Origin of the sequence: Chromatium okenii, from assembly GCF_016583745.1 — a bacterium.
GTDB classification, from domain to species: domain Bacteria; phylum Pseudomonadota; class Gammaproteobacteria; order Chromatiales; family Chromatiaceae; genus Chromatium; species Chromatium okenii.
The window spans coordinates 21769-48559 of the sequence record NZ_NRRQ01000022.1; the positions used below are offsets into that span (position 1 = coordinate 21769).

At 54.7% G+C, this 26791-nt stretch carries 20 protein-coding genes; 9 read left to right on the forward strand and 11 right to left on the reverse strand.

The genetic code is table 11. The annotated features are described in order from the left end of the window. On the reverse strand, window positions 1-936 hold the full coding sequence (locus CKO12_RS09600; protein ID WP_200154526.1) for a LysM domain-containing protein: 936 nt from the start codon (window positions 934-936) through the stop codon (window positions 1-3). A 129-nt stretch (window positions 937-1065) separates the two neighbouring features. Between CKO12_RS09600 and def the strand changes: the two genes are divergently transcribed. From def to CKO12_RS09630, 6 genes are read left to right on the forward strand one after another with little or no spacing between them, the layout of a single operon-like run. Further along, window positions 1066-1599, forward strand: a complete 534-nt coding sequence (def, locus tag CKO12_RS09605) for a peptide deformylase (protein WP_200154527.1) — start codon at window positions 1066-1068, stop codon at window positions 1597-1599. Then, on the forward strand, window positions 1599-2564 hold the full coding sequence (fmt, locus tag CKO12_RS09610; RefSeq protein ID WP_200154528.1) for a methionyl-tRNA formyltransferase: 966 nt from the start codon (window positions 1599-1601) through the stop codon (window positions 2562-2564). Before def ends, fmt begins: the two co-directional genes overlap by 1 nt. Next, window positions 2557-3900 carry a 16S rRNA (cytosine(967)-C(5))-methyltransferase RsmB gene (gene rsmB / locus CKO12_RS09615; protein ID WP_207146324.1) on the forward strand — a complete coding sequence of 448 codons (1344 nt, stop codon included), beginning with the start codon at window positions 2557-2559 and terminating at the stop codon, window positions 3898-3900. The genes fmt and rsmB overlap by 8 nt, the downstream gene beginning before the upstream one ends. Beyond that, on the forward strand, window positions 3897-4487 hold the full coding sequence (locus CKO12_RS09620; RefSeq protein ID WP_200154529.1) for a DUF4390 domain-containing protein: 591 nt from the start codon (window positions 3897-3899) through the stop codon (window positions 4485-4487). The genes rsmB and CKO12_RS09620 overlap by 4 nt, the downstream gene beginning before the upstream one ends. Then, window positions 4442-6724, forward strand: a complete 2283-nt coding sequence (locus tag CKO12_RS09625; protein WP_207146325.1) for a sensor histidine kinase — start codon at window positions 4442-4444, stop codon at window positions 6722-6724. The genes CKO12_RS09620 and CKO12_RS09625 overlap by 46 nt, the downstream gene beginning before the upstream one ends. 16 nt (window positions 6725-6740) lie before the next feature. Next, on the forward strand, window positions 6741-8108 hold the full coding sequence (locus CKO12_RS09630; protein ID WP_200154530.1) for a sigma-54-dependent transcriptional regulator: 1368 nt from the start codon (window positions 6741-6743) through the stop codon (window positions 8106-8108). 70 nt (window positions 8109-8178) lie between these two features. Here CKO12_RS09630 and CKO12_RS09635 read toward each other — a convergent pair whose 3' ends face one another. From CKO12_RS09635 to iscB, 7 genes are all read right to left on the reverse strand, one after another. Further along, on the reverse strand, window positions 8179-11253 hold the full coding sequence (locus CKO12_RS09635) for a BPTD_3080 family restriction endonuclease (protein ID WP_200154531.1): 3075 nt from the start codon (window positions 11251-11253) through the stop codon (window positions 8179-8181). 6 nt (window positions 11254-11259) lie between these two features. Continuing rightward, complete coding sequence (locus CKO12_RS09640) at window positions 11260-11610, reverse strand: type II toxin-antitoxin system MqsA family antitoxin (protein ID WP_200154532.1); 351 nt, start codon at window positions 11608-11610, stop codon at window positions 11260-11262. Then, entirely contained in the window at window positions 11607-11834 is a 228-nt protein-coding gene (locus CKO12_RS09645) for a hypothetical protein (protein ID WP_200154533.1), read from the reverse strand. The genes CKO12_RS09640 and CKO12_RS09645 overlap by 4 nt, the downstream gene beginning before the upstream one ends. 97 nt (window positions 11835-11931) lie before the next feature. Beyond that, window positions 11932-12903, reverse strand: a complete 972-nt coding sequence (locus CKO12_RS09650; RefSeq protein ID WP_200154534.1) for a hypothetical protein — start codon at window positions 12901-12903, stop codon at window positions 11932-11934. Beyond that, window positions 12903-14249: a DNA cytosine methyltransferase gene (locus CKO12_RS09655; protein WP_200154535.1), complete on the reverse strand. Its 1347-nt coding sequence runs from the start codon at window positions 14247-14249 to the stop codon at window positions 12903-12905. Before CKO12_RS09655 ends, CKO12_RS09650 begins: the two co-directional genes overlap by 1 nt. Window positions 14250-14355: 106 nt before the next feature. Next, entirely contained in the window at window positions 14356-16641 is a 2286-nt protein-coding gene (locus CKO12_RS09660; protein WP_200154536.1) for a Tex family protein, read from the reverse strand. Window positions 16642-16774: 133 nt separating this feature from the next. Further along, entirely contained in the window at window positions 16775-18079 is a 1305-nt protein-coding gene (iscB, locus tag CKO12_RS09665) for an RNA-guided endonuclease IscB (protein WP_200154537.1), read from the reverse strand. 299 nt (window positions 18080-18378) lie between these two features. Here iscB and CKO12_RS09670 point away from each other — a divergent pair, with 299 nt between their 5' ends. Next, window positions 18379-19050, forward strand: a complete 672-nt coding sequence (locus tag CKO12_RS09670; RefSeq protein WP_200154544.1) for a 4'-phosphopantetheinyl transferase family protein — start codon at window positions 18379-18381, stop codon at window positions 19048-19050. 11 nt (window positions 19051-19061) lie between these two features. On the opposite strand, the gene CKO12_RS09675 is transcribed toward CKO12_RS09670, so the two are convergent. The 3 genes from CKO12_RS09675 to CKO12_RS09685 all read right to left on the reverse strand — a co-directional run bounded on the left by CKO12_RS09675 (window position 19062) and on the right by CKO12_RS09685 (window position 22817). Then, window positions 19062-20192, reverse strand: a complete 1131-nt coding sequence (locus tag CKO12_RS09675) for an MFS transporter (protein ID WP_200154545.1) — start codon at window positions 20190-20192, stop codon at window positions 19062-19064. Window positions 20193-20378: 186 nt separating this feature from the next. Beyond that, window positions 20379-21464, reverse strand: a complete 1086-nt coding sequence (aroC, locus tag CKO12_RS09680; protein WP_200154538.1) for a chorismate synthase — start codon at window positions 21462-21464, stop codon at window positions 20379-20381. 3 nt (window positions 21465-21467) lie between these two features. Next, a complete protein-coding gene (locus CKO12_RS09685) occupies window positions 21468-22817 on the reverse strand; it encodes a TolC family outer membrane protein (RefSeq protein WP_200154546.1) in 1350 nt (449 codons plus the stop codon). A 209-nt stretch (window positions 22818-23026) separates the two neighbouring features. On the opposite strand from CKO12_RS09685, the gene CKO12_RS09690 reads away from it, so the two are divergent. Beyond that, the gene (locus tag CKO12_RS09690; protein WP_200154539.1) at window positions 23027-26437 is read left to right on the forward strand and encodes a response regulator; all 3411 of its coding nucleotides are present in this window, start codon (window positions 23027-23029) and stop codon (window positions 26435-26437) included. Then, window positions 26434-26670, forward strand: a complete 237-nt coding sequence (locus tag CKO12_RS09695) for a response regulator (protein ID WP_338032730.1) — start codon at window positions 26434-26436, stop codon at window positions 26668-26670. Before CKO12_RS09690 ends, CKO12_RS09695 begins: the two co-directional genes overlap by 4 nt. Window positions 26671-26791: the final 121 nt, after the last annotated feature.

Consider the following 26791-nt stretch of genomic DNA (forward strand, 5'->3'; position numbering starts at 1 on the left):
TTACTGCGCGGCGGGCGCGATGTGAGCGCCGACTTGGAAAGCGCGTTCGGCATCCAGCACCAGCGCAAAACTCACGCGCTTGAAGGTGCGAAAAACCATCAACGTGGCGGCGTGTTCCAGCGGGCGGGTGAATTCGGTGTGATCGCGTTCAAAGACGGCATGAAGTGGAAATTGGTCATCTTTCCAACCCTGTCGCGTCATGTCGCGCCCGTACCAAAACTCAGTGGTGGCGGGACTTTCGCTGCGCCAATCGGTATCGGTGCTGCCGTCGCGCACCTGATCGTGGGCGCTGTCGCCGCCGATGAACGCCTCAAAAATGTGTCCGGGGATGATGCGCTCGCGGCTGCCGCGATTGATGACCACGACATCAAATTGCCCAATTTGGGTGACGCCGTTGAGCACGGAGAGGATGCGCCCTTTGGTGTGCGCTGGCGCGGGGGTGCGATAAAAATCTACCAGCGGTTTGGCGTCCGGGGCGGGCAACACGCGATCACCAATCGCCACTTCGCGCTCGGCGTGGAGGATGTGCAGCTTGGCGGGATCGCCGTTGCGTTCCAGCACGGCGTTGGCGATCACCTGCGCTTCATAACCGAGAATCTCGCCGCTGTCGGGATCGCGCAGCGCCGCACCGGGGCGGAGGATGTGGAAATTGAGCGCCTTGCCAGCGGTGAGTTGGCGCACATAAACGGCATCGTGAATGCCAACGGCGAGGTGTTCATCGGGAAAACCGACGACGTAAGCGGCGTGTTGCAGCGTGTCGGTGTCAGTGATGAGCGGTTTGGTGAGAAACGGCGCAATGGCGTTGATGCCGACGGTGGAAATGGTTTCAGTCAGCGGGGTGATGCGGACTTGCGGGCTGAGTTTGACGGTGTCGATGGCGGCAGCGGGCGCAGTCACGGTCAGCACGAGCGTGATCACGAGGAAACGACGAAGCATGGCGCGAGACCCTCGGCGCGGGTCGAAACGGGATATTGCCGCCCCGACGGTGGTATTCTGGTGTGGAGAATTGATAGTAACGTCCAAACTTTATCCCTTCCACCTGTCTACTTTTGAACTCCCACCACGATGTCACAGCTCCCGATTTTGACCTTTCCCGATCCGCGATTGCGCCAAAAAGCGCGTCCCGTTCAACGCGTTGATGCTGCGATCATGCGCCTGGTTGACGATATGTTGGAGACGATGTACGCCGCGCCCGGTATTGGGCTGGCGGCCATCCAAGTCAACGTGCCGCTGCAAGTGGTGGTGATGGATGTCTCTGAACAGCACGACAGCCCGTTGTGTTTGATTAACCCGCAGGTGCTGGCGCTGGAAGGCACGGAACAGCGTGAGGAAGGCTGTTTATCGGTGCCGGGGTTTTATGAAAAAGTCACTCGTGCCGAGCGGATCACGGTGCAGGCGCTGGATCGCCTCGGCGCTGCGTTCACGCTGGAGACGGATGGGCTGTTAGCGGTGTGCATTCAGCACGAGCTAGATCATCTCAACGGGAAGCTGTTTGTCGATCACATTTCGATGCTCAAGCGCCAGCGCATCCGCGCCAAGTTGGAGCGCGATCAGCGCAACGGCGCAGCAACGAGCAGCAAACGCGGCGAGGCGCTGTGATGACAGCGGCGCTCGCTGGTCAGCGGATCATTTTTGCGGGGACGCCGGAGTTTGCGGTGCCGAGTCTGACGGCGTTGCTTGACGCTGGTGTGCAGGTGATCGCGGTTTACACGCAGCCAGATCGCCCCGCCGGACGCGGGCAAAAGTTGCAGTTAAGTCCGATCAAACAGTTGGCGCTGGCACACGCGCTGCCGGTATTCCAGCCGGAGAGTTTGAAAAAAGATGCGGCGGCGGTCGCGGCGCTGCGCGAGTTGAACGCGGATGTGATGATCGTGGTGGCGTATGGCTTGCTGCTGCCGCAAACGGTGTTGGATGCGCCGCGAGTGGGCTGCGTCAATGTTCACGCTTCATTGCTCCCCCGCTGGCGCGGCGCAGCGCCGATTCAACGGGCGGTGTTGGCGGGTGATGCGGAGAGCGGCGTGTGCATTATGAAAATGGAGGCGGGTTTGGATACGGGGCCGGTTTATCACCGTGTCACCACGCAGTTGGCAGCCGACGAAACCGGCGGCAGTCTGCATGATCGGCTGGCGGTGCTGGGCGCGGAGGCATTGTTGACGGCGCTGCCGAGCGTGATTGACGGAACGCTGGTGCCGGAGCCGCAGGTGGAGGCGCAAGTGACTTATGCGCACAAGCTGACCAAGGAGGAGGCGCGGATTGATTGGACGCAGGCGACCGCGCACATCGACCGCCAGATTCGGGCGTTTAATCCTTGGCCGGTGGCGCATACCAATTTGGAGGATGCGGTGCTGCGGGTGTGGGGGTCAGAAGTTGGTGGTGATGACAACCGACAACTGACAACTGTTGAACCGCCCGGCACCGTTCTCTCCGCTGATAAAACCGGCATTGCTGTCGTCACCGGCGACGGCGTGTTGCGCATCACTCGTCTGCAACCGCCCGGCAAAAAACCCATGACCGCTGCCGACTATCTCAACGCCCGTCAACTGGACGGAGTTCGGTTTGGTTGAGCCAGCCCACGCCTCGCATCAGCCCTTAGCGGGCGCAGTGGCTCGCCTCGCTGCCGCACAAGCAGTGTTTCGCGTCCGCACGCAAAAGCAATCATTGACGCGCATCCTTGCCCGTCCGCATCCGCAAGTCAGCGCCAGCGAGCAAGCGTTGGTGCAGGAAATGGTTTATGGCACCGTGCGGCTGTTGCCGCGACTGGAGGCGCTGCTCAAGCAACTGGTGCAACGCCCGCTCAAACCGTCCGATCACGATGTGGAGGCGCTGATTTTGGTCGGGCTGTATCAACTGCTCGCCATGAATATCCCGCCTCATGCCGCCGTCTCCGTCACGGTAGAAGCCAGCCGTTTATTGGGCAAACCGGCGCTGTCCGCACTGGTCAACGCGCTGCTGCGGCGCTTTTTGCGCGAACGCGAGGCGCTGTTGGCTGCGATTGCCGATGAGCCAGCGGCGCGATGGTTATTTCCGAGCTGGCTGCTGGCGCGGCTACAAACTGATTGGCCAACGGCTTGGGAACAGATCGTTGATGCCAGCAATGCGCGACCGCCGCTGGCGCTGCGCGTCAATCGCACCCGCATCAGCGCGGCGGCGTATCTCGATCAACTCGCTGCTGCTGAGATTGCCGCCACGCCAATTGTCGGCTGCGAGAGCGGAATCCTGCTGGCGCAGCCGCGCCCAACGCGTGAACTGCCGGGCTTTGCCGCTGGGCTGGTGTCGGTGCAAGACAGCGGGGCGCAGCTCGCGGCACAGTGGCTGGATGCCCAGCCCGGTCAGCGCGTGTTGGATGCCTGCGCTGCACCCGGTGGCAAGACGGCGGCGATTTTGGAACGCGCCAGCACCGCGCTGGAGATGATCGCCATTGACAATGATCCCGCTCGCCTCGCCACCGTCACGACCACGCTGGAGCGGCTCGGCTTGACTGCGCAAGTAATGATTGGCGATGCGGCAGCGCCCAGCGGGGCGTGGAGTCAAGGGCAATTTGCGCGGATTTTGTTGGATGTGCCTTGCTCGGGCACGGGTGTGATTCGCCGTCATCCCGACATCAAATGGCTGCGCCGTGAGCGGGATATTCCGGCGTTGGCGGCGACGCAGGCGCAGATGTTGGATGCGATTTGGCCGCTGCTCGCGCCGGGCGGACGCTTGCTGTATGCGACCTGTTCGCTGCTGGCGGCTGAAAATCATCAGCAAATCGCCGCTTTTCTCGCTCGCCAAACGACGGCGCGAGAGCTGGCGCTGCCCACGACTGCCGGGGTGCCATGCCCACACGGACGGCAATGGTTGCCAAGCAACGGCGGCAGCGATGGCTTTTATTACGCCTTGTTGGAGCGCGTGGTGCCATGACGCGCCAGCACTGGTTGGAACGGCGCGGGGCGCTGGCGCTGAGTGTGATTTTGACGCTGCTGGCGTCGAGTGTGGCGTGGGCACCCGCTCGCGCCAGCGATGATTTCACCATTCACCCGCCGCAGCTTCAGCTCGAAGACGAGGTTTACGTTCTCAATAGCGCGATTGATGTTCATCTCAGCCCGGCGGCGTTGGAGGCACTTGAGCACGGCGTGCCGCTGACGATTGTGGTGCAGATTCAGGTACGGCGGGCGAAGGCGTGGCTGTGGGAAAACGGCTTATTAGATCAGCAGTTACGTTCAGTGATTCGCTACAAACCGCTGTCGGATGGTTATGAGGTCTATCGCTTGCCCGGACATCGTGGGCGCAGTTTCGTCACGCAGGACGCGGCGCTGCGGGCGCTGGGGGAAATCAGCAACTTTCGGCTGCTGCACCGCGAGAAATTAAACCCCGATGACGAGTACGAGGTGCAGCTCAAAGTCTTTTTAGATATTGAAGAATTGCCGCTGCCGCTGCGTCCGCTGGCGTATCTCAAACCGGCATGGCAACTCTCCAGCGGCTGGCAGTCGTGGCCGTTACGCCCTTGAGCCGTTTACGCGAACTGGGAATTGTGCCGGTCGCGGCGCTCAACATCGCTTTATTCATCGTGTTGGTGCTGATGCGCGACGCGGTGGAAAACTCCGAAACCCTCAGCCGTGCCTTTGTTCCCCTGCTTTTTTTAGTGTTAGCCGGACTCGCGGTGCTGGCGCTGCTCGTCGCCATCAATATCGTGCGGCTGGTGCGCCGTCACCGCCAACAAGCTGCCGGTTCGCGCCTCACTGCTCGCATCGTGGTGTTATTTGCGTTGATCTCGCTGCTGCCGGTGGCGGTGGTCTATTACTTTTCGCTGGGATTTTTACTGCGCGGCATTGATAGCTGGTTTGATGTCAAGCTGGGGCGGGCGATGCAGGACGCGCTGTTGCTCAATCAGGCGTCGCTTGATCTCAATCAGCGCGTGCTCGGCAAATATACCGAGCAGCTCCTCGCCGGCATTCAAGATCGCTCGTCAACGGCGATTGCGTTGAGTTTGGATAATTTGCGGCGACAAGCGGGCGCAATTGAGCTGACGGTGTACGGCCCGGGCGGGCAGGTGCTCGGCACGGCGAATGAAGACCCGACGCAATTGGTGCCCAGCCATGCGTCGCACGATTTGCAGCAGACCATTCCGGGCGGCACCAATTATGTCGGTTTGGAAAGTGCGCCTGATGAGGAGTTGGTGGTGCGGGCGCTGGTTGACGATCCGGGCGGGCGCGAGATGCGGATGCAGGCGATTTTCCCGACTTCAGCGCGGATCACGGAGCTGTCAACGCAATTGGAGGAGGCTTACAACCGCTATACCGAGCTGGCGTATTTGCGCCAATCGTTGAAGCTCAGTTTTTCGCTCACGCTGTCGCTGGTGCTGCTGTTTGGATTGATGGCGGCGTTGATTGCGGCATTTCACACTGCCCGCCGCTTGGTTGCGCCGATTGCTGACATTGCGCGGGGCACGCAAGCCATTGCGGCGGGGGATTATGAACAGCAGATTCCGCTGTCGCGTCACGATGATGAATTGACCTTTTTGGTGGCGTCGTTTAACGCGATGTCGCGCCGCATTACCCGCGCTCGTGATGATGCCGCTCGCAGCAAGCAAGCGGTGGAAACGCAGCGCAATTATTTGGAGACGGTGCTGGGACGGCTGTCATCTGGCGTGGTGGCGTTTGATGAGGCGCACTGTTTGCGGACGGCAAATCCGGCGGCGCAGCACATTTTGGATTTGACGCTGGCAGATGAGGCGGGCGTGAGTTTGGCGCAGTTGGAACGCGAGCAGCCGGCGCTGACGCCGTGGACGGAAGCGGTGCGCCATCATCTCACCGCTGGGGTGGCATGGCGGGCGGAGGTGGTGGTGCAGCGCGGTGAGGGCAATCAAACCCTGTTGTGTCGCGGCAGTCCGCTGCTGGTGCCGGATTCGGAGCAGCGCGGGCATGTGGTGGTGTTTGATGATGTGACTTCGCTGATTACGGCGCAGCGGAATGCGGCGTGGGGCGAGGTGGCGCGGCGGCTGGCGCATGAAATCAAAAATCCGTTGACGCCGATCCAACTGTCGGCCGAGCGGCTGCGTCACAAGTTGCTGGCGAAGGCGGATGAGGCGGATGCGCGGATTATCGACCGCGCCACCAGCACGATCATTGCGCAGGTGGAGGCGATGAAGGCGATGGTGAATGATTTTTCGGATTACGCTCGCGCTCCGCGAGTGCAGCCGCAGCCGTTGGTGTTCGATCAGTTGGCGCAGGAAGTGATTGATTTATATCGCAGTGCGGGAACTTCGGCGCTGCGGTTTAGCCTCAATGCGCCAGACCAGCAAGTGCGCGGTGATCCGCTGCGGCTGCGGCAGTTGCTGCACAATTTGATTAAAAATGCGCAGGAGGCGTTATCGGTTGTCGGTTGTCAGTTGGCAGTTGGCAGTGGACAAAAACCGCCAATGCACACGTCGGAACTGACAACTGCTCACCCTCCCCAAATCACCGTCATCACCACCGTGTTGGCAGCGACCGAACCGACCGGCGCATGGCTGCAATTGACGGTTGAGGACAACGGTCCGGGCTTTGAGCCGCAGTTGTTGGAGCGGCTGTTTGAGCCGTATGTGACCACCAAAACCAAAGGTACCGGCTTGGGTTTGGCAATCGTTAAGAAGATTGTCGAGGAACACGGCGGTATCATTACGCTTGAAAATACCGGCGCGGGCGCTTTAGTGCGGGTGCAATTCCCGCTTTGGCACAGCAGCCTGCCAGCAGTCACAGCTTCTTAGAACCAGACAGATCACAATGAGCGCAACGCATATCTTAGTGGTGGATGACGAGCCTGATATTCGCGGCTTGGTGCAGGAAATTTTGGAAGATGAGGGATATGTCGTCGCCATCGCGGAAAATGGCGAAACGGCACGTCATGCGCTGCGCGAGCGGCGACCAGACTTGATTTTGCTCGATATTTGGATGCCCGACATCGACGGCATCACGCTGTTGAAAGAGTGGGCGGAAGAAGACGAGCTGCCGTGTCCGGTGATTATGATGTCCGGTCATGGCACGGTGGAGACGGCGGTGGAGGCGACCCGGCTCGGCGCGTATGACTTTTTAGAAAAGCCGCTGTCGATGGCGAAATTGCTGTTGACGGTGGAGCGGGCGCTGGAAGCCGACAAATTGCAGCAGGAAAACATCGGCTTAAAACGCCGCACGCCGCAGGTGCATGAACCCGTTGGGCGCAGCGCCGCGATGCAGCGGCTGCGCGAACAGGTCAAGCGCATCGCCCAGCACGATACTTGGGTGCTGATCATGGGCGAGGCCGGCAGCGGGCGCGAGACTTTTGCCCGTTATCTGCACTCGCAAAGTGCGCGGCGGGATCGTCCGTTTGTGGATTTGAGCGTGTCGGCGTTGAATGGCGACAACGCGGCGCGAGAATTGTTTGGCACTGAAGACGGCGAGCACACCCATTACGGCAGTTTGGAAAAAGCGGCGGGCGGGACGTTGCTGCTGGATGAAGTTGCGGATATGGAATTGGATGCGCAATTAAAACTGTTGGGCGCATTGGATAGCGGATCATTTTTGCGGGTTGGCGGCAATGAACCGGTGCGGATTGATGTGCGCATTGTGGCGGTGACGCAGCGCAATTTAGAAGATGAAGTCCGCGCCGGGCGTTTTCGTGAAGATTTGTTTTATCATCTCAACGTCGTGCCGTTATCAATTCCGTCATTACAAGAACACGCGGAAGATGTGCCAGATTTATTGAACTTTTATCTCGATTATTTTTCCACCCACGAAAAGCTGGCCTATCGCAAATTTAGCGTGGGCGCACAAAACTTTTTGCGCAATTACGGCTGGCCTGGCAACGTGCGGGAATTAAAAAATCTGGTGCAGCGGGTATTGATTTTGGGTACGGGCGATGAAATCGGTTTGAAGGAAGTGGAAGTGGCGCTCGGAGCGCAGCCGCCATTGCCAACGCAGGTGCTGGAAGGACTGGTGTCTTTTGATCAACCGCTGCGCGATGCGCGGGAGCAATTCGAGAAAGCCTATCTCGATTATCAACTGGAAAAACACGTCGGGAATGTCAGCAAGATGGCGAAAGAGGCGGGCATGGAACGCACGCATCTGTATCGCAAATTGCGCTCACTCGGCATTGAAATCAAAGAACGGCGTTGAAATAAATCAAACCCGGGTTTGAACTAAAAAAGCCAGCGCGATGCTGGCTTTTTTGTTTTATCCGCATAAATTAAACCGCCAGCATTTCCGTTAATTCTGCCGGATCAGTGACCAGTAAATAACGCCAAGTGCCATATTCTTTAAGGCGATTTACGGCCTTCACCCAGCGTTCAGCAGCGTTGCTTTTTCTGACCGCAGCGTCCGTCATTTGACCTTTGATTTCAATAATGAGTTGGAGACCAGTTGCGGTCACGGCAATAAAATCGGGCACATACTGCGCCAAGATGCCGTGTTTGCGATACGGAATAAAAAAACCTAGCCGTTCATTTTTCACCCAGCGCAGTACGTTGGGATGAATATCAAGTTGAAAGGCGGCGCTTTGTTCCCATTTTTGCGTATCCGCAACCAGCGCATTTAAGTGACAGTGATTGACCGGATATAGCGGTTTGGTGCTATAAAAATCGACGTATTCCGTGCTGCCATTCCCCGCAGTTCCTTGTGGAATAACCGCAACTTCGGCGCTGGTTGCCGACGCGCCTTTTTTAATTGCTTCCAATAACGCGCCAATCACCGCCTGCATTGATTCGCCAACTAATAACACGTCACACGCTTTAGTGCCGCTTTTGCATTCCAATTTCTCGGCGAGAAAGCGTTTGGTCGCAAATACCACTTGCGGAAATAACACCTGCATCGGTACGGCGACCGCGCCGTTGTCGTGTTGCCAGCGGCGGCAGATTTCCCGCGCCAGCTTGAAAGCGACTTGTTGCTCGCGGAAGCGGCTGCGCCATGCGTTCAGCGCCAGCACCGGTTTGTCGCCGGGACCGTAAGCCGCCAACGCGCCGTCGGGCGTGGTCAACGGCGTGAGTTCGACGGTGTGCGGGATGTGCATCGGGTCAAGCGTGACCTTGGCGACTTGATCCCAAGCGACGCTGACCGCGAAGTGCCCGCAGTCGTGATAGCCGCTGACGACCGGAAAACGGATGGCAAATACGGCTTTTTCCGGCACGGCGTAGATGCGCTGCGGTTCGGGTGGCGATGATGTGGGATCGGTGGACGCGACTTTGAACGGGATCAGCTCGAACGGCACGCCAAACACTTTGGCGGTTTCTTCGGCGAAAAGCTGGGTATCGGCGTCGATTGCGTAGCTTTTGCGGCGCAGAGCGCGACCAACCACCTGCTCGCACAGCAATTGCGATCCAAACGGGCGCAGCCCAACGATGTGCGTCACGGTGTTGGCGTCCCAGCCTTCAGTCAGCATGGAAACCGAAATAATGCAGCGAATATCGCGCCCCGGCGGAATCTGCGCATCCAGCCACTGCAACGCGCCGTCGTGATCGTCGCTGGCGACCTGTTCATTGTGTTTGCGCACCAATTCCGCCCACTCCGCCGGCACCTTGCCACCCGCCCACGTCGCCTTGCCCACCGTATCCAACAACATGCGCAACCGCTGCGTTTCCTCTTTACTGCCGCCCGCTTCAATATCATCAATCACTTTAGAATCAATGCGCACCGTGACTTCTTGCCCCGGCTGATTTTTAAACCAAGGCGGCGCAACGCCGTAATTATCATTGCCATGCGCCAGCCATTGATACATTTCTTTGGCAATTGCAGTATCGCGGCACACCACAATAAATACCGGTGGCACCGGATGCTGTTGTTTTGCAGTGCGTTCCCAATCTTGAAAGCGTAAATGCCAATCCGCTGCCAATAAATTAATTGGCGCACTGGCGTAATTCAACACCAATTCGGGCGTGAGTTTTTTACTGTGGCCATCGGCTTCCGCTTGGGTTTGAATCCAGCGCCAGATATTAAAATATGCCGCTTCAGTTGCGCCGCTCATATCTCGCGTTGGCAGTTGCGGAATTTTTACCAAACCGGATTCAATGGCATCCAATAATCCAAAATCAGATACGATCCAAGGAAAGGGTTTGCCGACTTCATTGCCCGTGCCTTGAATATAAAACGGCGTCGCTGAAAGATCAATGCACAAATTGATACCGCGTTGCCGACTGCCGCCTGCCAATTGGTTAATCCGATCTAAACCTTCAATCCAAATCGTTGCTTCACGCGCATTTTTCTTAGCTAATTCTTTATCTTCATCCAGCGTTATTTCAGCGTCAGATTCATCGCCGCGCCGATACGCATGATGCGCTTCATCATTAAAAATCAGCCATTGCGCACTGCGACTTTTACCGCTGCCGAGTTCTTTTTGAATCCGTTTGAACCACGCCGCATCAGATTCAAAATGTTTGATTTCAACCGATTCATTGGCTTTGCCAGCATTTTTACTGATGATCAGCGGCTCGCCGGTTGTAACGACTTTCGCAGAATCGCCATTCACGCGATTTGATTCTTTCTTTGCCAGCCGATGCCAATTGGTAATCATTACTTGACCTCGGCGCAATTCACTCATGCGCTGCGGAGGCACCAATTGGCGGGTGCGATATAAACTCAAATCACCGAGCGCGGGATTCAATTCTTGCAATCGTTCCCGAATGGTGACGTTAGGACACACGATTAACACGGTGTCAGAAAACCGCTTATCGCGGGGCGCAGCAACGCGATTTAGAATTGACCACGCCGCCAGCATTCCCATCACGGTCGTTTTACCGGAACCGGTCGCCATTTTGCAGGCATAACGCACAAATGAGCGCAAACCCGCAGCTTGGGCAGTGCTGCTCAATTCATCTTGAGGAATTTTTAATAAGCCAACGCGATACATGGCGCTGGCTTCCACTAAAAATAAAATCGTTTCCACCGCTTCAATTTGCGCAAAAAACAACCGCTGCAAACGCTCTTCACTGCGCCACAGCGTCAGCAATTCTTTTGTGATTAACGTCGCGCCGTCATAAGCAACGCCGCCGCTGTATTCACCTTGCCGCCATTGTTTAATCCGCCCGCGCAAATCATTGACTACAGCTAAATCAACTTGTTTGCCTTTTGCGGCTTCAAACATTTCTTCTTGTTGTTTCTGTTTGCGTCCTTTCCCAGAATGTTCCGGCACCCGATAAAAATAACTGGCGAGACGGCGACCAGCCGCTTTTACTGGCGGTTTGGCTTTTTCAATGTGCCAATAACATTGCGGTTCAATAAATGGCGAGTTGATAATTGGCGATTCGACTTCGTAATTTTGGGTCATAGGCATCCCGTTTTATTCAACTGATCGTTGTTCCAGATCGCTTAATTCTATATGCACTAAATTGCGCGGATGCGATATGGCTTCTAGTGCTTTTAATAGCCGCGCTTTATTGGCTGGGTTTCCGAGTAAGTGATCGGTTTCGTCCAGCCCGTTGGTTTCTGCTTCAGTCACCGCAAGTTCAATTGCGTCTTCAGCCGCAGCCATAACGCGCTCGGTCGTCTCTTCTAAAAGATAATACTCGCCGCAATTGTCGCAAATATCCGCAGAAACATTTTTGATAATAACTGTGCTTTCATTCCGTTGGAGCGTGATTGTAGTATGTCCTGCATGAATAACACCAGTTTTGCAAATAACGCATTTCATACATTCCAATCCTCCAGCGCAATAGCGGGCTGTATATCGTCACCTTGCAATCTGGCACCTTGATTTGCTAATCGTGGCGACGGTTGCCGACGCTTTACAGGTAACGGTTCTGAACAATCAGCAATCAATAAAATCACTTCCACTTCTTGGTGCGGCGCAACCACCGGCAGCCCTTGCAGAACGCCGTGCTGATTTGCTTTTAGCACTAATTTTTCAGCGTACATTTTCAAACCCCGTTGCTAAATGTTTCACTCAACAGTGATGCGCATGGTTCACCTCTAAAAGCCCCTTTGGAAAAGGAGCTTTTGTCTCTAATAACAACTATGTGCTGGTCATGCTTTGTGCAAATATCTGAATGACTTGTTCATCACTGATATAAGATGCCACTTTACTTTTCAGGTGATTGTATGCTTCTAAAGATATTTTTACAGGTATTGCGAGATCGGTTGCTTTAGCATAATAGCTTGATGTTTCTTTATTCTGGACAGGATTGTATTGCAAAATTCTTTGAGAAAGAATTTCAAAATCAAGACTTCCAACATGAGATTCAAGAAACTTTGCAGTGCTGCGTGTAATCCAGACTTCAACAACATTAATATCAATCACGTTACCCTGAACTCGAAAATAATAAAGGTTAGGATCACGCGGAGAAGGTACATCAAAATAGGGTTGAATCTTTGCGCCTGCCGTAGTCGTCACTGAATATCGTTTGATACCTGTATCTTTTTCATAAATCCACAGTGATCGCGTTGCCTTACGAGCGCCTCGTTCTGGTGTAACATTCCAATTTGCATAAAAATGCGATGGTTTTGGTGGCGTCATTGGTTCCTCGAAATATAAAAATTCATCAAGTAGTTCTTTCCAAAGAAGCCAACCTATTCGCATATCAGTATGACCGCTTGAGTGACCTTCAGAAACTTTTTTGGTTCTTGCAGCAATTAATTCTGCGTACTGAGTTAGAATGTGTTCAGACACTTTGTTTGGGTTAGGTTCACCCTCTGGAATGCGAATGGAACGTGTGGCGGCCGGGTGCATCAATGTTGTCCCGCAAACGTCCTGAATTGCCGAATTTTTTCTAATACAGCGCATTTTGTGCTCAACACCTAAACCGTTATAAGATATGTCAATACTCAGGTTGCTCCAACCAATTTCCGGTATCCGCTTTGCATTACAGTAAACGAAACTCCAATCACCTTCTTCCATTTTTCTACCTAGCATGGTAGCGACCTTTGCAGAAAGCAGCATTTTTGCATCTTGCAATTCTGCTGAATTAAAGACAGGTAATGTTGGCATTATTGATTTTCCTCTGCTTTTAGAATAGCTTCACCAATATGTTGTGCAAGCAATGGTGGAACTGCGTTACCAATTTGAAACGCTCTTTGCATTCGGGTACCATGCAAATACCACCATCTTGGAAATGTTTGTAATTGCAAAAGCTCCTCGTCTGATAAATACACATGCTCTACCTTAACAGGCAACGTATCTCCTTGACGTTTACCAAGGGTATGCCATTGCTGGCGTATAAGTTGTTCTTTTGGTACACCTTGTGGGGCAAAAGCAAGTTTAGCGCCTTGATGTGCGCCAATCGTTGGGGCGGGGCGATCTAAAGACCATGTGACTGGTTCATCATGTGGTCGCACGATATTTTTTACCCAAAGAACCGCTTTCTCTGTATCAAATTTCCCATAATACCAATGACCAGAATTCCATAACGTTTCTTTCATTGTTTTCCAGGGCTTAAAATTTGTTTCTTCAAACAAACTACACTGAATATTTACATATTCATTGAAATTAAAATGCGTAGGCGTCGGCCACTCAAAATTGATACCTGCTTTATTCCCAATAATAAAAAATCGCTCCCTAATTTGAGGCGCTCCAAAATCAGCAGCATTGAGTAGTTTAGAAAAACAGAGATAGCCTATTTTTTCAAACTCGTTTTTAATAATAGTCAACGAGCCACTTGGTTCATTTGTAATCATCCACGTTGTCTTTTTTGAATGACAACGGGGACAAATTGGGCTTGGGAAAGAATTCTCTCCCCACAACTGTCGAACTCTAAAATCTGCCAAGTTTTTTGATCCACATGTGCGACAAACCGAATATAAAACATCTGTTTTAGTAAAGGCTAAACCTTTTACGTTTTCAAAAATAAACCATTTTGGCTTTAACTCTTTAACAAGCCTTACAAATTCAAAAAATAAATCTCCATTTTTGCTGCAATCAAACGTCTTTCTTTTTCCAGCTTTACTGAATGGTTGACAAGGCGGTCCACCCGCAATTGCAAATAAATCAATCCCTTTTGGAATCATATTCTTAAACAACGAACTTGGGATTCTTCTTATGTCTCCTTCGATTATTTCTGCATGTTGTAAGCATGGAAATCTATCTAATTCTAAACGATTAAAAAAAGTATCAACTTGCCTTTTTTCCAAACCATTCAAGCATCTTTGTTGACAAGCGTTAGCGATAAAAATTTTTAATTCATCTCCACAAAGTCGACTGAGAATCTGATTTTGACGCAGCGTTTCACAGGCTTGTGGCTCTAATTCATTTGCTACAATGGTTTTAAATCCTGCAAACTCTAGTCCAAGATCAAGCCCACCAGCACCTGTAAACAGAGATATTAAAGGGTAACGCATTTTTTTCACTCGATTTTTTACTAAAAATAGATTTGCAGCGTTTTCAAAACGCTGTCAAATTTAGGATTTGTTGTGAAATTCCCCTTTGAAAAAGGGGAATTTCAATTCACTTTTTCGCTTTCGCAAACGCCGCCGCCATGCTGCCACCAGCCGGAGCGGGCGCAGTCACCACCGGCTTGCTCGGTCGCGCCGTCTGCCGCCCAGATTCAACGCCCGCCTGCGTCGCCGCCGTATCGCCCAGCCGCATACTCAGCGCCACCCGTTTGCGCACCAGATCAATCTCCATCACCTTGACCTTCACCAGATCGCCAGATTTGACCACCTCGTGCGGGTCTTTCACGAAGCGATCCGCCAACAGCGAAATATGCACCAAACCGTCCTGATGGACGCCGATGTCCACAAATGCGCCGAAATTGGTGACGTTGGTCACGGTGCCTTCCAAAATCATGTCCGGCTTGAGATCGGCCAGCGTTTCCACACCGTCCTGAAAGTGCGCGGTTTTGAATTCGGGGCGCGGATCGCGCCCGGGCTTTTCGAGTTCCGCCACGATGTCCTGCACCGTCGGCAGCCCAAAACGTTCATCGGTGAATTGGCGCGGATCAAGCTGGCGCAGCGTGGCGCGGTCGCCAATCAGCGCCTGAATCGGTTTGCCGCAGTGCGCGACGATCCGCCGCACCAGCGGATACGCCTCTGGATGCACCGCCGAAGCATCCAGCGGCTCGTCGCTGTCGGGCACCCGCAAAAAACCGGCGCTCAATTGAAAGGCTTTGTCGCCAAAACGCGGAACTGCTAACAATTTCTTACGGTTACGAAATGCGCCGTTCGCCTCGCGGAATTGCACGATATTTTCCGCCAGCCCGCGACTGAGACCAGACACCTGCGCCAGCAGCGGCACGGATGCCGTGTTGAGATCGACGCCGACTGCGTTCACGCAATCCTCCACCACCGCCTCCAGCGTCCGCGCCAGCCGACTTTGATTGACATCATGTTGATATTGACCGACGCCAATTGCCTTCGGATCAATCTTGACCAATTCCGCCAACGGGTCTTGCAAGCGCCGCGCAATCGACACTGCGCCGCGCAGCGATACGTCCAATTCCGGCAATTCTTTCGACGCAAATTCGGACGCGGAATAGACCGACGCGCCGGCTTCGCTGACCACCAGCGAGCGCAATTCCAATTCTGGATGACGGGCGATCAATTCACGGGCGAGGCGGTCGGTTTCCCGCGAGGCGGTGCCATTGCCGATGCTGATGAGTTTGACGGCGTGGGTTTGCGCCAACTGCGCCAGCCGCGCTAATGAGGCATCCCATTGATTTTTCGGCACATGCGGGTAAATCGTATCGGTCGCCGCGACGCGTCCAGTCGCGTCCACCACCGCGACCTTGACGCCGGTGCGCAGTCCCGGATCAAGCCCCAGCGTGGGCAGGCGACCGGCTGGCGCGGCGAGCAGTAACGCTTTGAGATTCAAACCAAAAACGCGGATCGCCTCAGCTTCAGCGGCTTCGAGCAGCCGGTTTTTCAATTCCAAATCCAGCCGCGCCAGCAACTTCACGCGCCACGTTTTGCGCACCGTTTCCAATAACCACGCATCGGCAGCCCGCTGCTGCGCCCGAATCCCAAACTGCGCGGCGATTAAACCGAGACTGGCGGCATCGGGATCGGCGCTGGCATCCGCCAACAATTCGAGGTTGAGAATGCCGAGATTCCGTCCGCGCAGCAGCGCCAGCGCCCGATGTGAGGGAATGGTGGCGATGGTTTCACGATAATCGAAATAATCGGAAAACTTGTTGCCTTCCAATTCCTTACCGTCAACCACTCGCGCCACCAACACTCCATTTGCCCACAACGCAGCGCGAAGTTGTCCGGTCAATTCGGGGTCTTCCGCGAAACGCTCCATCAAAATCTGCCGCGCTCCTTCCAACGCCGCCGCCGCGTCGGCAACGCCTTTGGTCGGATCAATAAACGCGGCGGCGCAGTGCTCCGGCGACTGCGTCGGATCGGCGAGCAGCGCATCCGCCAGCGGCTCTAAACCGGCTTCACGCGCAATCAACGCCTTGGTGCGCCGCTTTTGTTTATAAGGCAAATAGAGGTCTTCAAGCCGTTGTTTGGTATCGGCAGCGCCAATCGCAGCTTCCAATTCGGCAGTCAATTTGCCCTGCTCGGCGATGCTTTTGAGCACGGCAGCGCGGCGGTCGCCCAGCTCGCGCAGATAACCGAGCCGCTCTTCCAACAGGCGCAACTGGTTGTCATCAAGTCCGCCGGTGACTTCTTTGCGATAACGGGCGATAAACGGGACGGTCGCGCCTTCGTCCAACAGGCGGATGGCGGCTTCAACTTGCTCAGGGCGAGCGGCGATGTCGTGACTGATGATGGTGATGATTTGAGACATGGGTGGTTTTAGTGGTCAGTTTGCAGTTGGCATTCAGTTTACTGACAACTGCGAACCGACAACTGACAACTCAGAGGTGGCTAAATAACTGCATTGGTTTTATTCAAATTTGATTCCAATCGCTCTCGTTTGCTCAGGTATATGAATAGCCATCAGCACGTTGGACGCGCTGGAGTCGGTGACGCGGACGGCTGAATGGCTTTTGACCTTGAGCAGATAACGCGAAACTACCGTTTTGGCGCGGCGTGACGCGGTAGATATGACCATCAAACCGCGCCAAGTCGCCAGTTTTCCAGCCGTGAACCGGTTTCAATGGGCGAATCTGCGCTGCGCCTTGTTGATTGCGTTTGGGCTGACCGTAGCGATCAAAAATGCTTTTTTGTCTCCCGCCTTGTCCCGTGCAGGTCACGGACAACGGTTTCTCGGTCGCTAACCATAACGCCCCGACTGCCCCAACAGCCGCTGCATCCAGCCAGTGCGCTTTGTCCCAACCGAGTTGTTTGCGATTGAACTTGGTGCGCCCGCCCGAAGCGACTTCGACTGGCAGACCGGTTGCCTCTAAAACGTGATAAAGCGCCCAGCGCGTCGCGTTGACAGCTGCCGCATCTTTCAGCGGAGTTTTAGCTTTCGCCAGAATCGTTTTGAGCAAATCTGGCTTTTTGGCGAGAAACTCCATAACCGGGCGGTTGCTCTTCTTTTGATTACATTTTGTGCAAGCCAGCGTCAGGTTCGAGACGCGATCCGAGCCGCCTTTGCTCTTTGGCTGGATATGCTCGATTTGGAGCGGGACGTTTTCAGCTCCGCAGTAGGCACATTTCCGCCCCCATTTTTCGAGGAGGTACTCTCTAACCTCAAAACCGCGCAACTCGCCGTGCTGATATTCCACACCAGAAATCTCAGGGTTTTGCATAACTTGCGTGTCAAAACGCACCAATTCTTGACTGATAGCACCGACCGGAGCGCAACGCAGCAGGCGCTGCACCCATGTCAGCGTGGTTTCGACGCGATGTTGGAAACTCGGTGGGAGCCAGCCCTTTTCCCGTTTCCGTGCATAAGTGCGCTTGGCGTTATTGATCTGCGCCCGGGTGCGATAACTGGGTTGGCGATAACGCAGACGATTGCGGCGATTGCGCCGCCGTGCTGCGCGATCAGCCAGTTTTTTCCGAATCGCCGCGCCGCGATGCGCGATCTCTGCGCCCCAGATGACTTTTGTGCCCTGAACCAACGCGATTCCAGTGGTTTTGCTACCGGGATCGAGCTTGAGTTGGCACGGTTCCGGGTTCGCGTCCGGGATCACCCGTTTCAAAATGATGGTGAAGGGATAGTGGCGCAAAACCGCAGCTTTGCCGTTTTTCAAAAGTTCCCGCGCCCGCGCTGGATGGCATGGCGACAAAGATTGCCGTTCTGTATCCAGCACCAAAACAAAATTAGAGTTCATTTCTGAACAATCTCCCATTTCTGGAGTGATGTTTGCCTCGGCAAAGTTGAAAAGGCTTGTCCTGTCAAGAGCACGCGAAGCACATAACCCCATTACTTCGTTCCTTAAATCCTGACGAAAGTGGCAACCGCTGGCGTTCACAGCTGCATTTCATGACCTTTCCAACGGAGTCCGCGAAGGACTGAGCCTGCACCTTTCGTTAACCATCGTTAGTGATGGTTCGGGTTTGCGAAAGGGATTGATTCCAAACGAGATTCGAGACGTAGATGATCGAGCGTGGACATCGTTTTTTCTCTCCAATGGCGCTGAATTGGCAACCGGCAGCCGCGTTGCCAAACCTGCCGCCACTTGCGCCGAACGATCTGCATCTGTGGCGGCTGTACACCGCAGCGCCGGGCATGAATCTGCGCGAGTGTTGGGCGCTGCTGGGTGACGCGCAACGCCAACGCGCTGCCGGAATGCGCTTGACCGAGCGCCGAGCGCAATATCTTCGCGCTCACGCCGGGCTGCGGTTGATTCTGGCGCGTTATCTGGCAGTCGCGCCAGCCGCGCTCAATTTTATCTATGGAATCAACGGTAAACCGGCACTGGCGGACGCGGCGCTGGAGTTCAATCTCACGACGAGCGGCGAGCTGGCGCTGGTGGCGATTAGCACGACGGCGGTTGGCGTCGATTGTGAAATGCTGCGACCGCAACGGCGCTGGCTGGCAATTGCGCAGCGGATGTTTGCGCCCACAACCATCGCGGCACTGGAAATGGCTGCGGAAACCGAGCGGCTGGCACTGTTTTATCAGGCGTGGACGGCGCTGGAGGCGGAGGTGAAATGCGATGGACGCGGGTTATTTCGCACTCGTGCTGCGGATGAAAACCCGCCGCAGATTGCGCATTGCATTCCACAAACTGGTTTTATCGCTGCGGTTGCTCGTGACGCGCTGCCGCCAGTGCAGGCGTGGTTGACGGTTGATTTATAACGGATTTTGATTCATTCGTGCGTCATTCCTCGCCACACCAGCACCCAGCCCAGTGCGGCTGCGGCTGCGCCCACGCCGAAGGTCAGCGCCGCGCCCGCGTCCGTCCACAATAACCCGCCGATCAAACTGCCGGCGGCACCGCCTGCGCCAAAACTGAGGCTGTTATACAGCGCCTGTCCGCGCCCTTGCGTGCGCCCAGAAAAGACATGATGAACATGATGAATAGCGGCAGCGTGAAAAGTGCCAAAGCTCAATGCGTGGAGTAATTGCGCAACAATTTGAATGGGCAACCATTCCACGAATGCGCCAATCAATAGCCACCGTCCGCTGGCGAATAGCAAACTCCATAATAAAACATGCCGCGCTCCGAAATGATCGAGTAAGCGCGGCACCATTAAAAATATCACCACTTCCGCAATCACGCCGAGCGCCCATAATGCGCCAATCGCTACACTAGAATATCCGGCTTCTTGCAAATGAATTGAATAAAAAGCGTAATAAATGCCGTGACTGAGCTGCATTAAAAAACAAGCCGCAAAAAATGCAATAACTGCCGGATGGGTTAATAAGCTGCGCAATGATACGGGGGCTTGATGATTCTCTACTGGGGCGCTGTCGGGAATGAATAACGCACTCAGCCACACGCCAATAAATAATCCAAAAATCCACAGCGGGATAATTGTCACGTCATCTTGGCGCAGTCGCCAACCGAGCAGCGCCACAATCACAATAAAACCAATTGATCCCCACAGCCGAATGAGTGCATACCGCGACGGTTGTAAATGCAGATGATTAAAGGTGACGGCTTCCACTTGCGGCAATGACGCATTCCAAAAAAAGCTGAATAGCAGCATCGCTGCCGTCATTTGCCAAAAGCCGTGCGCAATCAATACGGTGCCAAAGGTGAATGCCGCACCAAACGCGGCATAACGCACCAGCGGCATTCGTTGTCCGCTGTGATCGACGAGTGCGCCGCCGACCATGGGGGCGATGATTTTGGTGGCAGAAAGCAGGGCTAATAATTGCCCAATTGCCAGCGCATCAAATCCTTGCGCTTGGAGATACAACCCCCAATACGGAACAAGTGCGCCGAGGGAGGCGAAATAGAAAAGGTAATACGCGGATAAGCGCCAATAGGGAATTGCGTTCAAGGAGTTTTTTTAATTGACCGTTGGGGGGAAAAGTTGTCAGCAATCGTAGGTTGGGTTGACGCAGTCAACCCAACTGCAAAGTATGAAAAAACCACCTCGCTTGTGCGCGGACGGTGCAATTCAAACGCGGTGATGTTGGCGTGTTGGGTTGCCAACAGCGGCAACCCAACCTACGACTCAAATCGCCGCCGTCGGCGGAATCACATCCGCATTCTGAGCGCGTTGGCGTAAAAAGTGATCCATCACGACCAGCGCCAGCATTGCTTCCGCTATCGGCGTCGCCCGAATCCCCACGCATGGATCATGGCGGCCGGTGGTGATGACTTCGGTCGCTTGCCCCTGCGTGTCGATGGTGCGCCCCGGCAGGCGAATGCTGGAGGTGGGTTTGAGCGCGATGCGGGCGATGAGGTCTTGACCGGAGGAAATCCCGCCCAAGATGCCGCCAGCGTGATTGGATAAAAACCCGTCTGGCGTCAGCGCGTCCCGATGCTCGGTGCCGCGCTGGGTGATGCAGCCAAATCCAGCGCCGATCTCCACGCCTTTGACCGCGTTAATGCTCATCAGCGCGTGGGCAATGTCGGCATCCAGCCGGTCAAAAATCGGCTCACCCAAGCCAGTCGGCATTCCCGTCGCCGTCACCGTCACCGCCGCGCCAATCGAATTGCCTTCTTTACGCAGCGCGTCCATGAAGGTCTCCAAATCAGCAACCGTCGCTGCGCACGGCCAAAAAAACGGATTGCGATCCACTTCTTCCCAAGCAAACTGCTGGGGGCGCAGCTCGCCGAGTTGCGACAAATAACCGCGAATCTGCACCCCGCAGCGTTCTGCCAGATATTTCTTGGCAATCGCGCCAGCCGCCACGCGAATCGCTGTCTCCCGCGCCGATGCCCGCCCGCCGCCGCGATAATCGCGCATCCCATATTTTTGATCGTAGGTGTAATCCGCATGACCGGGGCGATAGCGGGTGGCGATCTCGGCATAATCTTTTGAGCGTTGATCTTCGTTGCGAATCAACAGCCCAATCGGAGTGCCGGTCGTGCGCCCGTCAAACACGCCCGACAAAATCTCCACCGTATCCGACTCGCGGCGCTGCGTGGTGTGGCGCGATTGCCCGGGTTTGCGGCGATCCAAATCGCGCTGTAAATCGGCAGCGGTCAATGCCAATCCGGGCGGACACCCGTCAACGATGCCGCCGAGCGCCGCGCCGTGACTCTCACCAAAGCCGGTGACGACAAACAGTTTTCCAAAACTATTACCAGACATGAATTAGCTCGCCGGTGGGGGGACAACGTCAGCAGGATTGAGCCACGCATTGCCTTTTTCTAACACGTCGCGGGTGAGCGTACTGGTCGCTTGATGCAGCTTGACGCCGTTGATGATGTAGTTGTAACGCGCATCCATGTAATCAAATTCGGCTTGAAACAGATTGCGCTGCGCATTGAGCACATCGACCTGCGTCCGCGTGCCCACTTCCAAACCGGCCTGCGTGGATTCCAGCGCCGACCGCGCCGACACCACCGCTGCTTGGCGAGCGCGGATGTCTTCAATGCTGGTCAGAATGCCGCGAAACGCATCTTTCACCTGCTGATCCACCAGCCGCCGTACTTGATCCAAACGATCCTGCGCCGCCCGATATTGAAATCCCGCCTGCCGCGTGCGCGAGGTGACGCTACCGCCTTGAAAAATCGGCACATTCACCGATAACCCCACAAAACCCGTATCCGCATCCGTGTTGTATTCCGCCCCCGAGCGCGACAAGTCATAGCCCGCCTGCATACTGACGGTCGGATAATGCCCGGAGCGTTCGATGTCGATTTTGCCCTTCGCCGCATTCGCCGCTTCACTCGCTGCGATAATGCCAAAGTTGCCGCGCAGCGCCGTTTCCGCCCAAGTCGTGATGTCATTCGGTTCGGGCGGCGACAACGGCAACTGCTCGCCCAGTCGCGCCAGCGGCAGCTTGATCGGGCCAACGATGGCGCGTAACGCCTCCCACACCCGATTCAACACATTTTTACTGGTAATAACATCAGCGCGGGAACGATCAAATGCCGCCTGACTTTCATTCACATCCGTAATTGCCACCAAACCGACTTCAAAGCGTTGTTTGGATTGTTCCAATTGCCGCTCATTTGCCCGCAATAACGCTTCCTGTACCGTCACTGCATCGGCAGCGCGTAACACATTAAAATAGGCTTCAGTGGTTTTCACCATCAATTCAATTTGCGTATTGCGATATTCGGCTTCTGCCTGCGCAATAATATGATCGGATTGCTGTAAAGTCATCCAATTGGCGCGATTGAATACCGATTGTTTGAATACCGCTTGTGCATTTTGGGTGCTATAGCGATCAGTGCGATCAAAGCGTCCATAAGTGCCATTACCCGTACTTTCAACGTTTTGCTGCTGCACCTCGCCGCTCACCGCCACGCTCGGCAACAACAGCGCCTGCGCTTGTGGCTTGAGTTCGCGGGTCGCAAACAGCGTTTGTTCCGCCTCGCGCAGCGCCGGATCATTTTCAACGGCGATGTCATAAATTTGAATTAAATCCTCAGCTTGGCTAGTCGTGATGCCATTGCAGAGGAGCAATACGCTCAGAGTAAAACAACGTGTCCACATGGAGATGAGATTCCTTGCCAGACCGCACCACGACAGCGCGTGGTGCATAAAAAAATGTGCGTGATGGCGCACATCGCATCCGCTCAAGTATAGGTGACATCGCCGTTGATCCTCAACGCCGTGCGCCAAAATAGCGATAGATGAGTCAATTCGACGCAGCGGTTAAACTCCATCCAATTAAAAACAGCGATTGCTTAAAGTGAGAAGCCATGCGCAATGCCAACCCGATTGACAAATTAAACAGTTGCGCAATTTCCTGCTTAAAACAGGGCGCGATTCCCATCATCATGCCCATCGGCGTCGTCTTGATCGCGTGGTGGATACCTCACGGCTGGTTTTGGCACAGCCTCACCACTCACGCAGTTTTAGAATCGGCGGGCGCAACCATCATGCTGACGGTCGCCACACTGATCGTCTTTTTTGCAAAACAAAACGACATGGCGCAATTGCCAGTCGCCATTCCGATGGGGTTGTTTAGCAGCGGCTTGTTTAACGCCGGACACGCGATGTTAGAACCGGGGCAAGCGTTGGTGTGGACGAGCAGTTTGGCAACGGTCGGCGGCGGAATCTTATTCGCCACCATTTATCTTCCGTTTGGTCAAGCCACCGTCGGACAACGGCGCTGGCGCATTTTGTGGACGGTATTAGTTGTCATGGTCAGCGGGAGCGCGATTGGATTCTGGTTAGAACAACAACAGCTCCTGTTATTAGCGCCAGATGGCAATTTCACGCCATTAGCAACGTGGTTACATTTCGCTGGCGGAGTTTTGTTATTACTGGCGTCCATCCGTTTTTGCAGTTTGTATCGCCGCGTTGAAGACAGCTATTACCGCCAATTCGCTGCGCTCTGCGCCTTACTCGGCGCTTCTGGCATTTTATTCATCAACTCCAGCATGTGGGATGCGCATTGGTGGTGGTGGCATCTGCTCCGCTGGTTCGCCTATCTCGGTTCGAGTTATTACCTGTTGGCCAAGCTGGCGCAATCGGTGCGCGAACATCATCGCGCTGAAGAACATTTTCGCCAGATTTTCGAGCGCATGAGCAGCGGCGTGGTGGTGTACGAAGCGGTTGATCATGGCGCAGATTTCATCTTTCACGATGTCAATCCCGCCGTCGAACGTATGGAAAAGATGCCGCGCTCGGCACTGATTGGGCAACGAGTCACCGAGCTGTTTCCCGCCGTGCGCAACTTTGGTTTGCTTGACGTGTTCCAGCGCGTGTGGAAAACCGGCGCTCCCGAAGAATTACCGCTGCGGCTGTATCAAGATCATCGCATCGCCGGCTGGCGCGAAAATTACGTTTATCGCCTCTCCTCCGGCAAGGTCGTTGCCGTTTATGACGATGTGACCGAACAAAAACGGATTGAAGATGATATTTGCCAAGCGCGGGATCGGTTGCTGTTGGCGACCCGCGCTTCTGCGATTGGCATCTGGATTTGGGAGCTGGCAGCGGATCGGCTCACTTGGGATCAGCGCATGTGCGAGATTCACGGCCTGTTAAATACCAACGAGCACCACGAATTGGATTATCAATTTTGGCGCTCGTGCTGCCATCCCGATGATTTACCCGCAGTGGAAATCGCATTAGCAACCGCGTTAAAACAAGAAGAAACCTTTGATTACTCGTTTCGGATTATTCGCCTTGACGGCGATCTTCGCTACATTCACGCAGTCGCACTGTATGAACGCGATCACACCGGGCAACCGTTGCGCCTCGTTGGGATTAACCGCGACATCACCGCGCAACAGGAAACCGAAACCGTGCTGCGGCAGGCGCGAGATGCAGCGGATCACGCCAATCGCGCTAAAAGTGAATTTCTCGCCAATATGAGCCATGAAATTCGCACGCCGATGAATGCGGTGATTGGGTTATCACAATTGCTGCTCGATACTGAATTAAATCCGCGCCAGCGCGATTATCTCAATAAAATCGACACCTCTTCGCGGGCATTGTTGGGCGTGCTCAACGATATTCTTGATTATTCAAAAATTGATGCCGGCCGCTTAAATCTGGATGAGATTGAATTTGCAGTTGATGAATTATTCAATAATTTAGATGGCTTGTTTGGATTGGCAACAGAAAAAAAGGGCATCGCGCTATATTTTCAAGTCATGCCAGCGGTGCCACCATTATTGCGCGGCGATCCGCTGCGGCTGGGGCAGGTCATCAACAATCTGGTCGGCAACGCGGTGAAATTTACCGCTCGCGGCGAGGTGCAGGTGACGATTGATTGCGTGACCACTGCCGCGCCCTTGCAATTACAGGTCAGCGTGCGCGATACCGGCATCGGCTTGACGCCCGAACAGTGCGAGCGGTTGTTTCAACCGTTTCAACAAGCGGATGCGTCCACCACGCGCCGTTACGGTGGCACCGGCTTGGGGCTGACGATCAGCAAACGCTTGGTGGAATTGATGGGCGGCACGATCAGCGTCAGCAGCCAGTTTGGGCATGGCAGCACTTTCAGCTTCACCGCGCAGGTCGGACGCGCTACGGAAGCAACGCCGATGCGCCGTGATCCGCAACAATTGCGCCCCCTCAAAACGTTAGTGGTAGACGCGCAGGACACCTCCCGCCAACTGTTGCGCGGAATGCTGCACGGCTGGCGCTTTCCGGTCACGCTGGCAGATTCAGCCGAGGCTGGATTGGCGGCGCTGCTGACGGCGCAGCAGGCGGGAGAACCGTTTGAATGTGCGGTGATTGACCGGAAAATAGCCACCAGCGACGGGACGGAATTGGCGGCGCATATCACGCAGTTAGTGACTGAACGCGGGTTGACTTGCCCGACGCTGATGCTGATGACCACCGCGCTGGAGCGCGAACACAACGGGCGGATGGCGGTGCTGGCGCATGGCGACGTCTTGCTGGAGAAACCAATCCGCGCTGCGGCGCTGTTTGACAGCCTGTTAAAAGTGCAAGGACAGGACAGCGTCGCCCCGCCACCGCGCCACTTGAGCACGACGATTGCCACCTTGATGCAGCCGATTCGCGGAGCGCGGGTGTTGCTGGTAGAAGACAACGCCACCAATTTACTGGTTGCCCAAGAACTGCTGCTCAAAATGGGTTTGGTGGTCGACACTGCCCGCGATGGTCAGGAAGCCCTCACCAAAATCACGCAGCACACGTTTGACGCAGTGTTGATGGATTTACAGATGCCAACGCTCGACGGGCTTGCCGCCACCCGCGCAATTCGCGCCACCGGGCAACAGTTGCCGATCATCGCCCTGACCGCCAACGTCTTGGCGACCGACCGGCAAGCGGCTGAATTGGTCGGCATGAGCGATCATCTTGCCAAACCGGTCATTCCTTTGACCCTCGCTAAAACCTTGCTGCGCTGGATTCCCGCCCGCCCGCTGGAAACAGCCGCCAGCGTGGAATCGCCGCCACCATCAGCTCCGGCATCTTGGGCACAATTTGCGCCACAATTGGAGGCGTTAGCGATCATGTTGAATAAAAAACAAGGACAAGCTCGGCGGGTTGCGCAAGAATTAAATCGTGAATTAGAAACGACGGCGCTGGCACAACCATTCGCCGTCATCAATACGCAAGTTCAACAATTGCGCTTTGGTGAAGCAATCACTGGTTTAGACCAGTTGCGGCAGAAAATTGATGTAGAGCAGTGAATACACGCACTATGAACGAATCCTTTTTACAACGCCCCACCGTACTCGTTGTTGACGATGTTCCCAATAACATTGAAGTGTTACTGGGAGCATTAGAGCGCGATTATGACACTCAATTTGCAACTTCCGGCGCGGAAGCATTGGCATTAGTTCAAAATGAAAAACCGGATTTAATTTTATTAGATGTGATGATGCCGGGCATGGATGGTTATGAGGTCTGTCGGCGCTTATAGTTATCCGCAAAACATACTATACTATAAGAGAAAATGTAGGAGCTTACGACAGTGAAACTGTGCAACGAAGACCAACTTTTGAATTTCTTAAGACGTGAAGAAGACAGTTCAGTTAAGTATA

Excerpts from the sequence above, each read along its gene's own strand:
- CKO12_RS09600 (WP_200154526.1), bottom strand. The coding sequence starts at position 936 with ATGCTTCGTCGTTTCCTCGTGATCACGCTCGTGCTGACCGTGACTGCG.
- def (WP_200154527.1), top strand. The coding sequence starts at position 1,066 with ATGTCACAGCTCCCGATTTTGACCTTTCCCGATCCGCGATTGCGCCAA.
- fmt (WP_200154528.1), top strand. The coding sequence starts at position 1,599 with ATGACAGCGGCGCTCGCTGGTCAGCGGATCATTTTTGCGGGGACGCCG.
- CKO12_RS09620 (WP_200154529.1), top strand. The coding sequence starts at position 3,897 with ATGACGCGCCAGCACTGGTTGGAACGGCGCGGGGCGCTGGCGCTGAGT.
- CKO12_RS09625 (WP_207146325.1), top strand. The coding sequence starts at position 4,442 with ATGGCAACTCTCCAGCGGCTGGCAGTCGTGGCCGTTACGCCCTTGAGC.
- CKO12_RS09630 (WP_200154530.1), top strand. The coding sequence starts at position 6,741 with ATGAGCGCAACGCATATCTTAGTGGTGGATGACGAGCCTGATATTCGC.
- CKO12_RS09635 (WP_200154531.1), bottom strand. The coding sequence starts at position 11,253 with ATGCCTATGACCCAAAATTACGAAGTCGAATCGCCAATTATCAACTCG.
- CKO12_RS09640 (WP_200154532.1), bottom strand. The coding sequence starts at position 11,610 with ATGAAATGCGTTATTTGCAAAACTGGTGTTATTCATGCAGGACATACT.
- CKO12_RS09645 (WP_200154533.1), bottom strand. The coding sequence starts at position 11,834 with ATGTACGCTGAAAAATTAGTGCTAAAAGCAAATCAGCACGGCGTTCTG.
- CKO12_RS09650 (WP_200154534.1), bottom strand. The coding sequence starts at position 12,903 with ATGCCAACATTACCTGTCTTTAATTCAGCAGAATTGCAAGATGCAAAA.
- CKO12_RS09655 (WP_200154535.1), bottom strand. The coding sequence starts at position 14,249 with ATGCGTTACCCTTTAATATCTCTGTTTACAGGTGCTGGTGGGCTTGAT.
- CKO12_RS09660 (WP_200154536.1), bottom strand. The coding sequence starts at position 16,641 with ATGTCTCAAATCATCACCATCATCAGTCACGACATCGCCGCTCGCCCT.
- iscB (WP_200154537.1), bottom strand. The coding sequence starts at position 18,079 with ATGAACTCTAATTTTGTTTTGGTGCTGGATACAGAACGGCAATCTTTG.
- CKO12_RS09670 (WP_200154544.1), top strand. The coding sequence starts at position 18,379 with ATGGCGCTGAATTGGCAACCGGCAGCCGCGTTGCCAAACCTGCCGCCA.
- aroC (WP_200154538.1), bottom strand. The coding sequence starts at position 21,464 with ATGTCTGGTAATAGTTTTGGAAAACTGTTTGTCGTCACCGGCTTTGGT.
- CKO12_RS09685 (WP_200154546.1), bottom strand. The coding sequence starts at position 22,817 with ATGTGGACACGTTGTTTTACTCTGAGCGTATTGCTCCTCTGCAATGGC.
- CKO12_RS09690 (WP_200154539.1), top strand. The coding sequence starts at position 23,027 with ATGCGCAATGCCAACCCGATTGACAAATTAAACAGTTGCGCAATTTCC.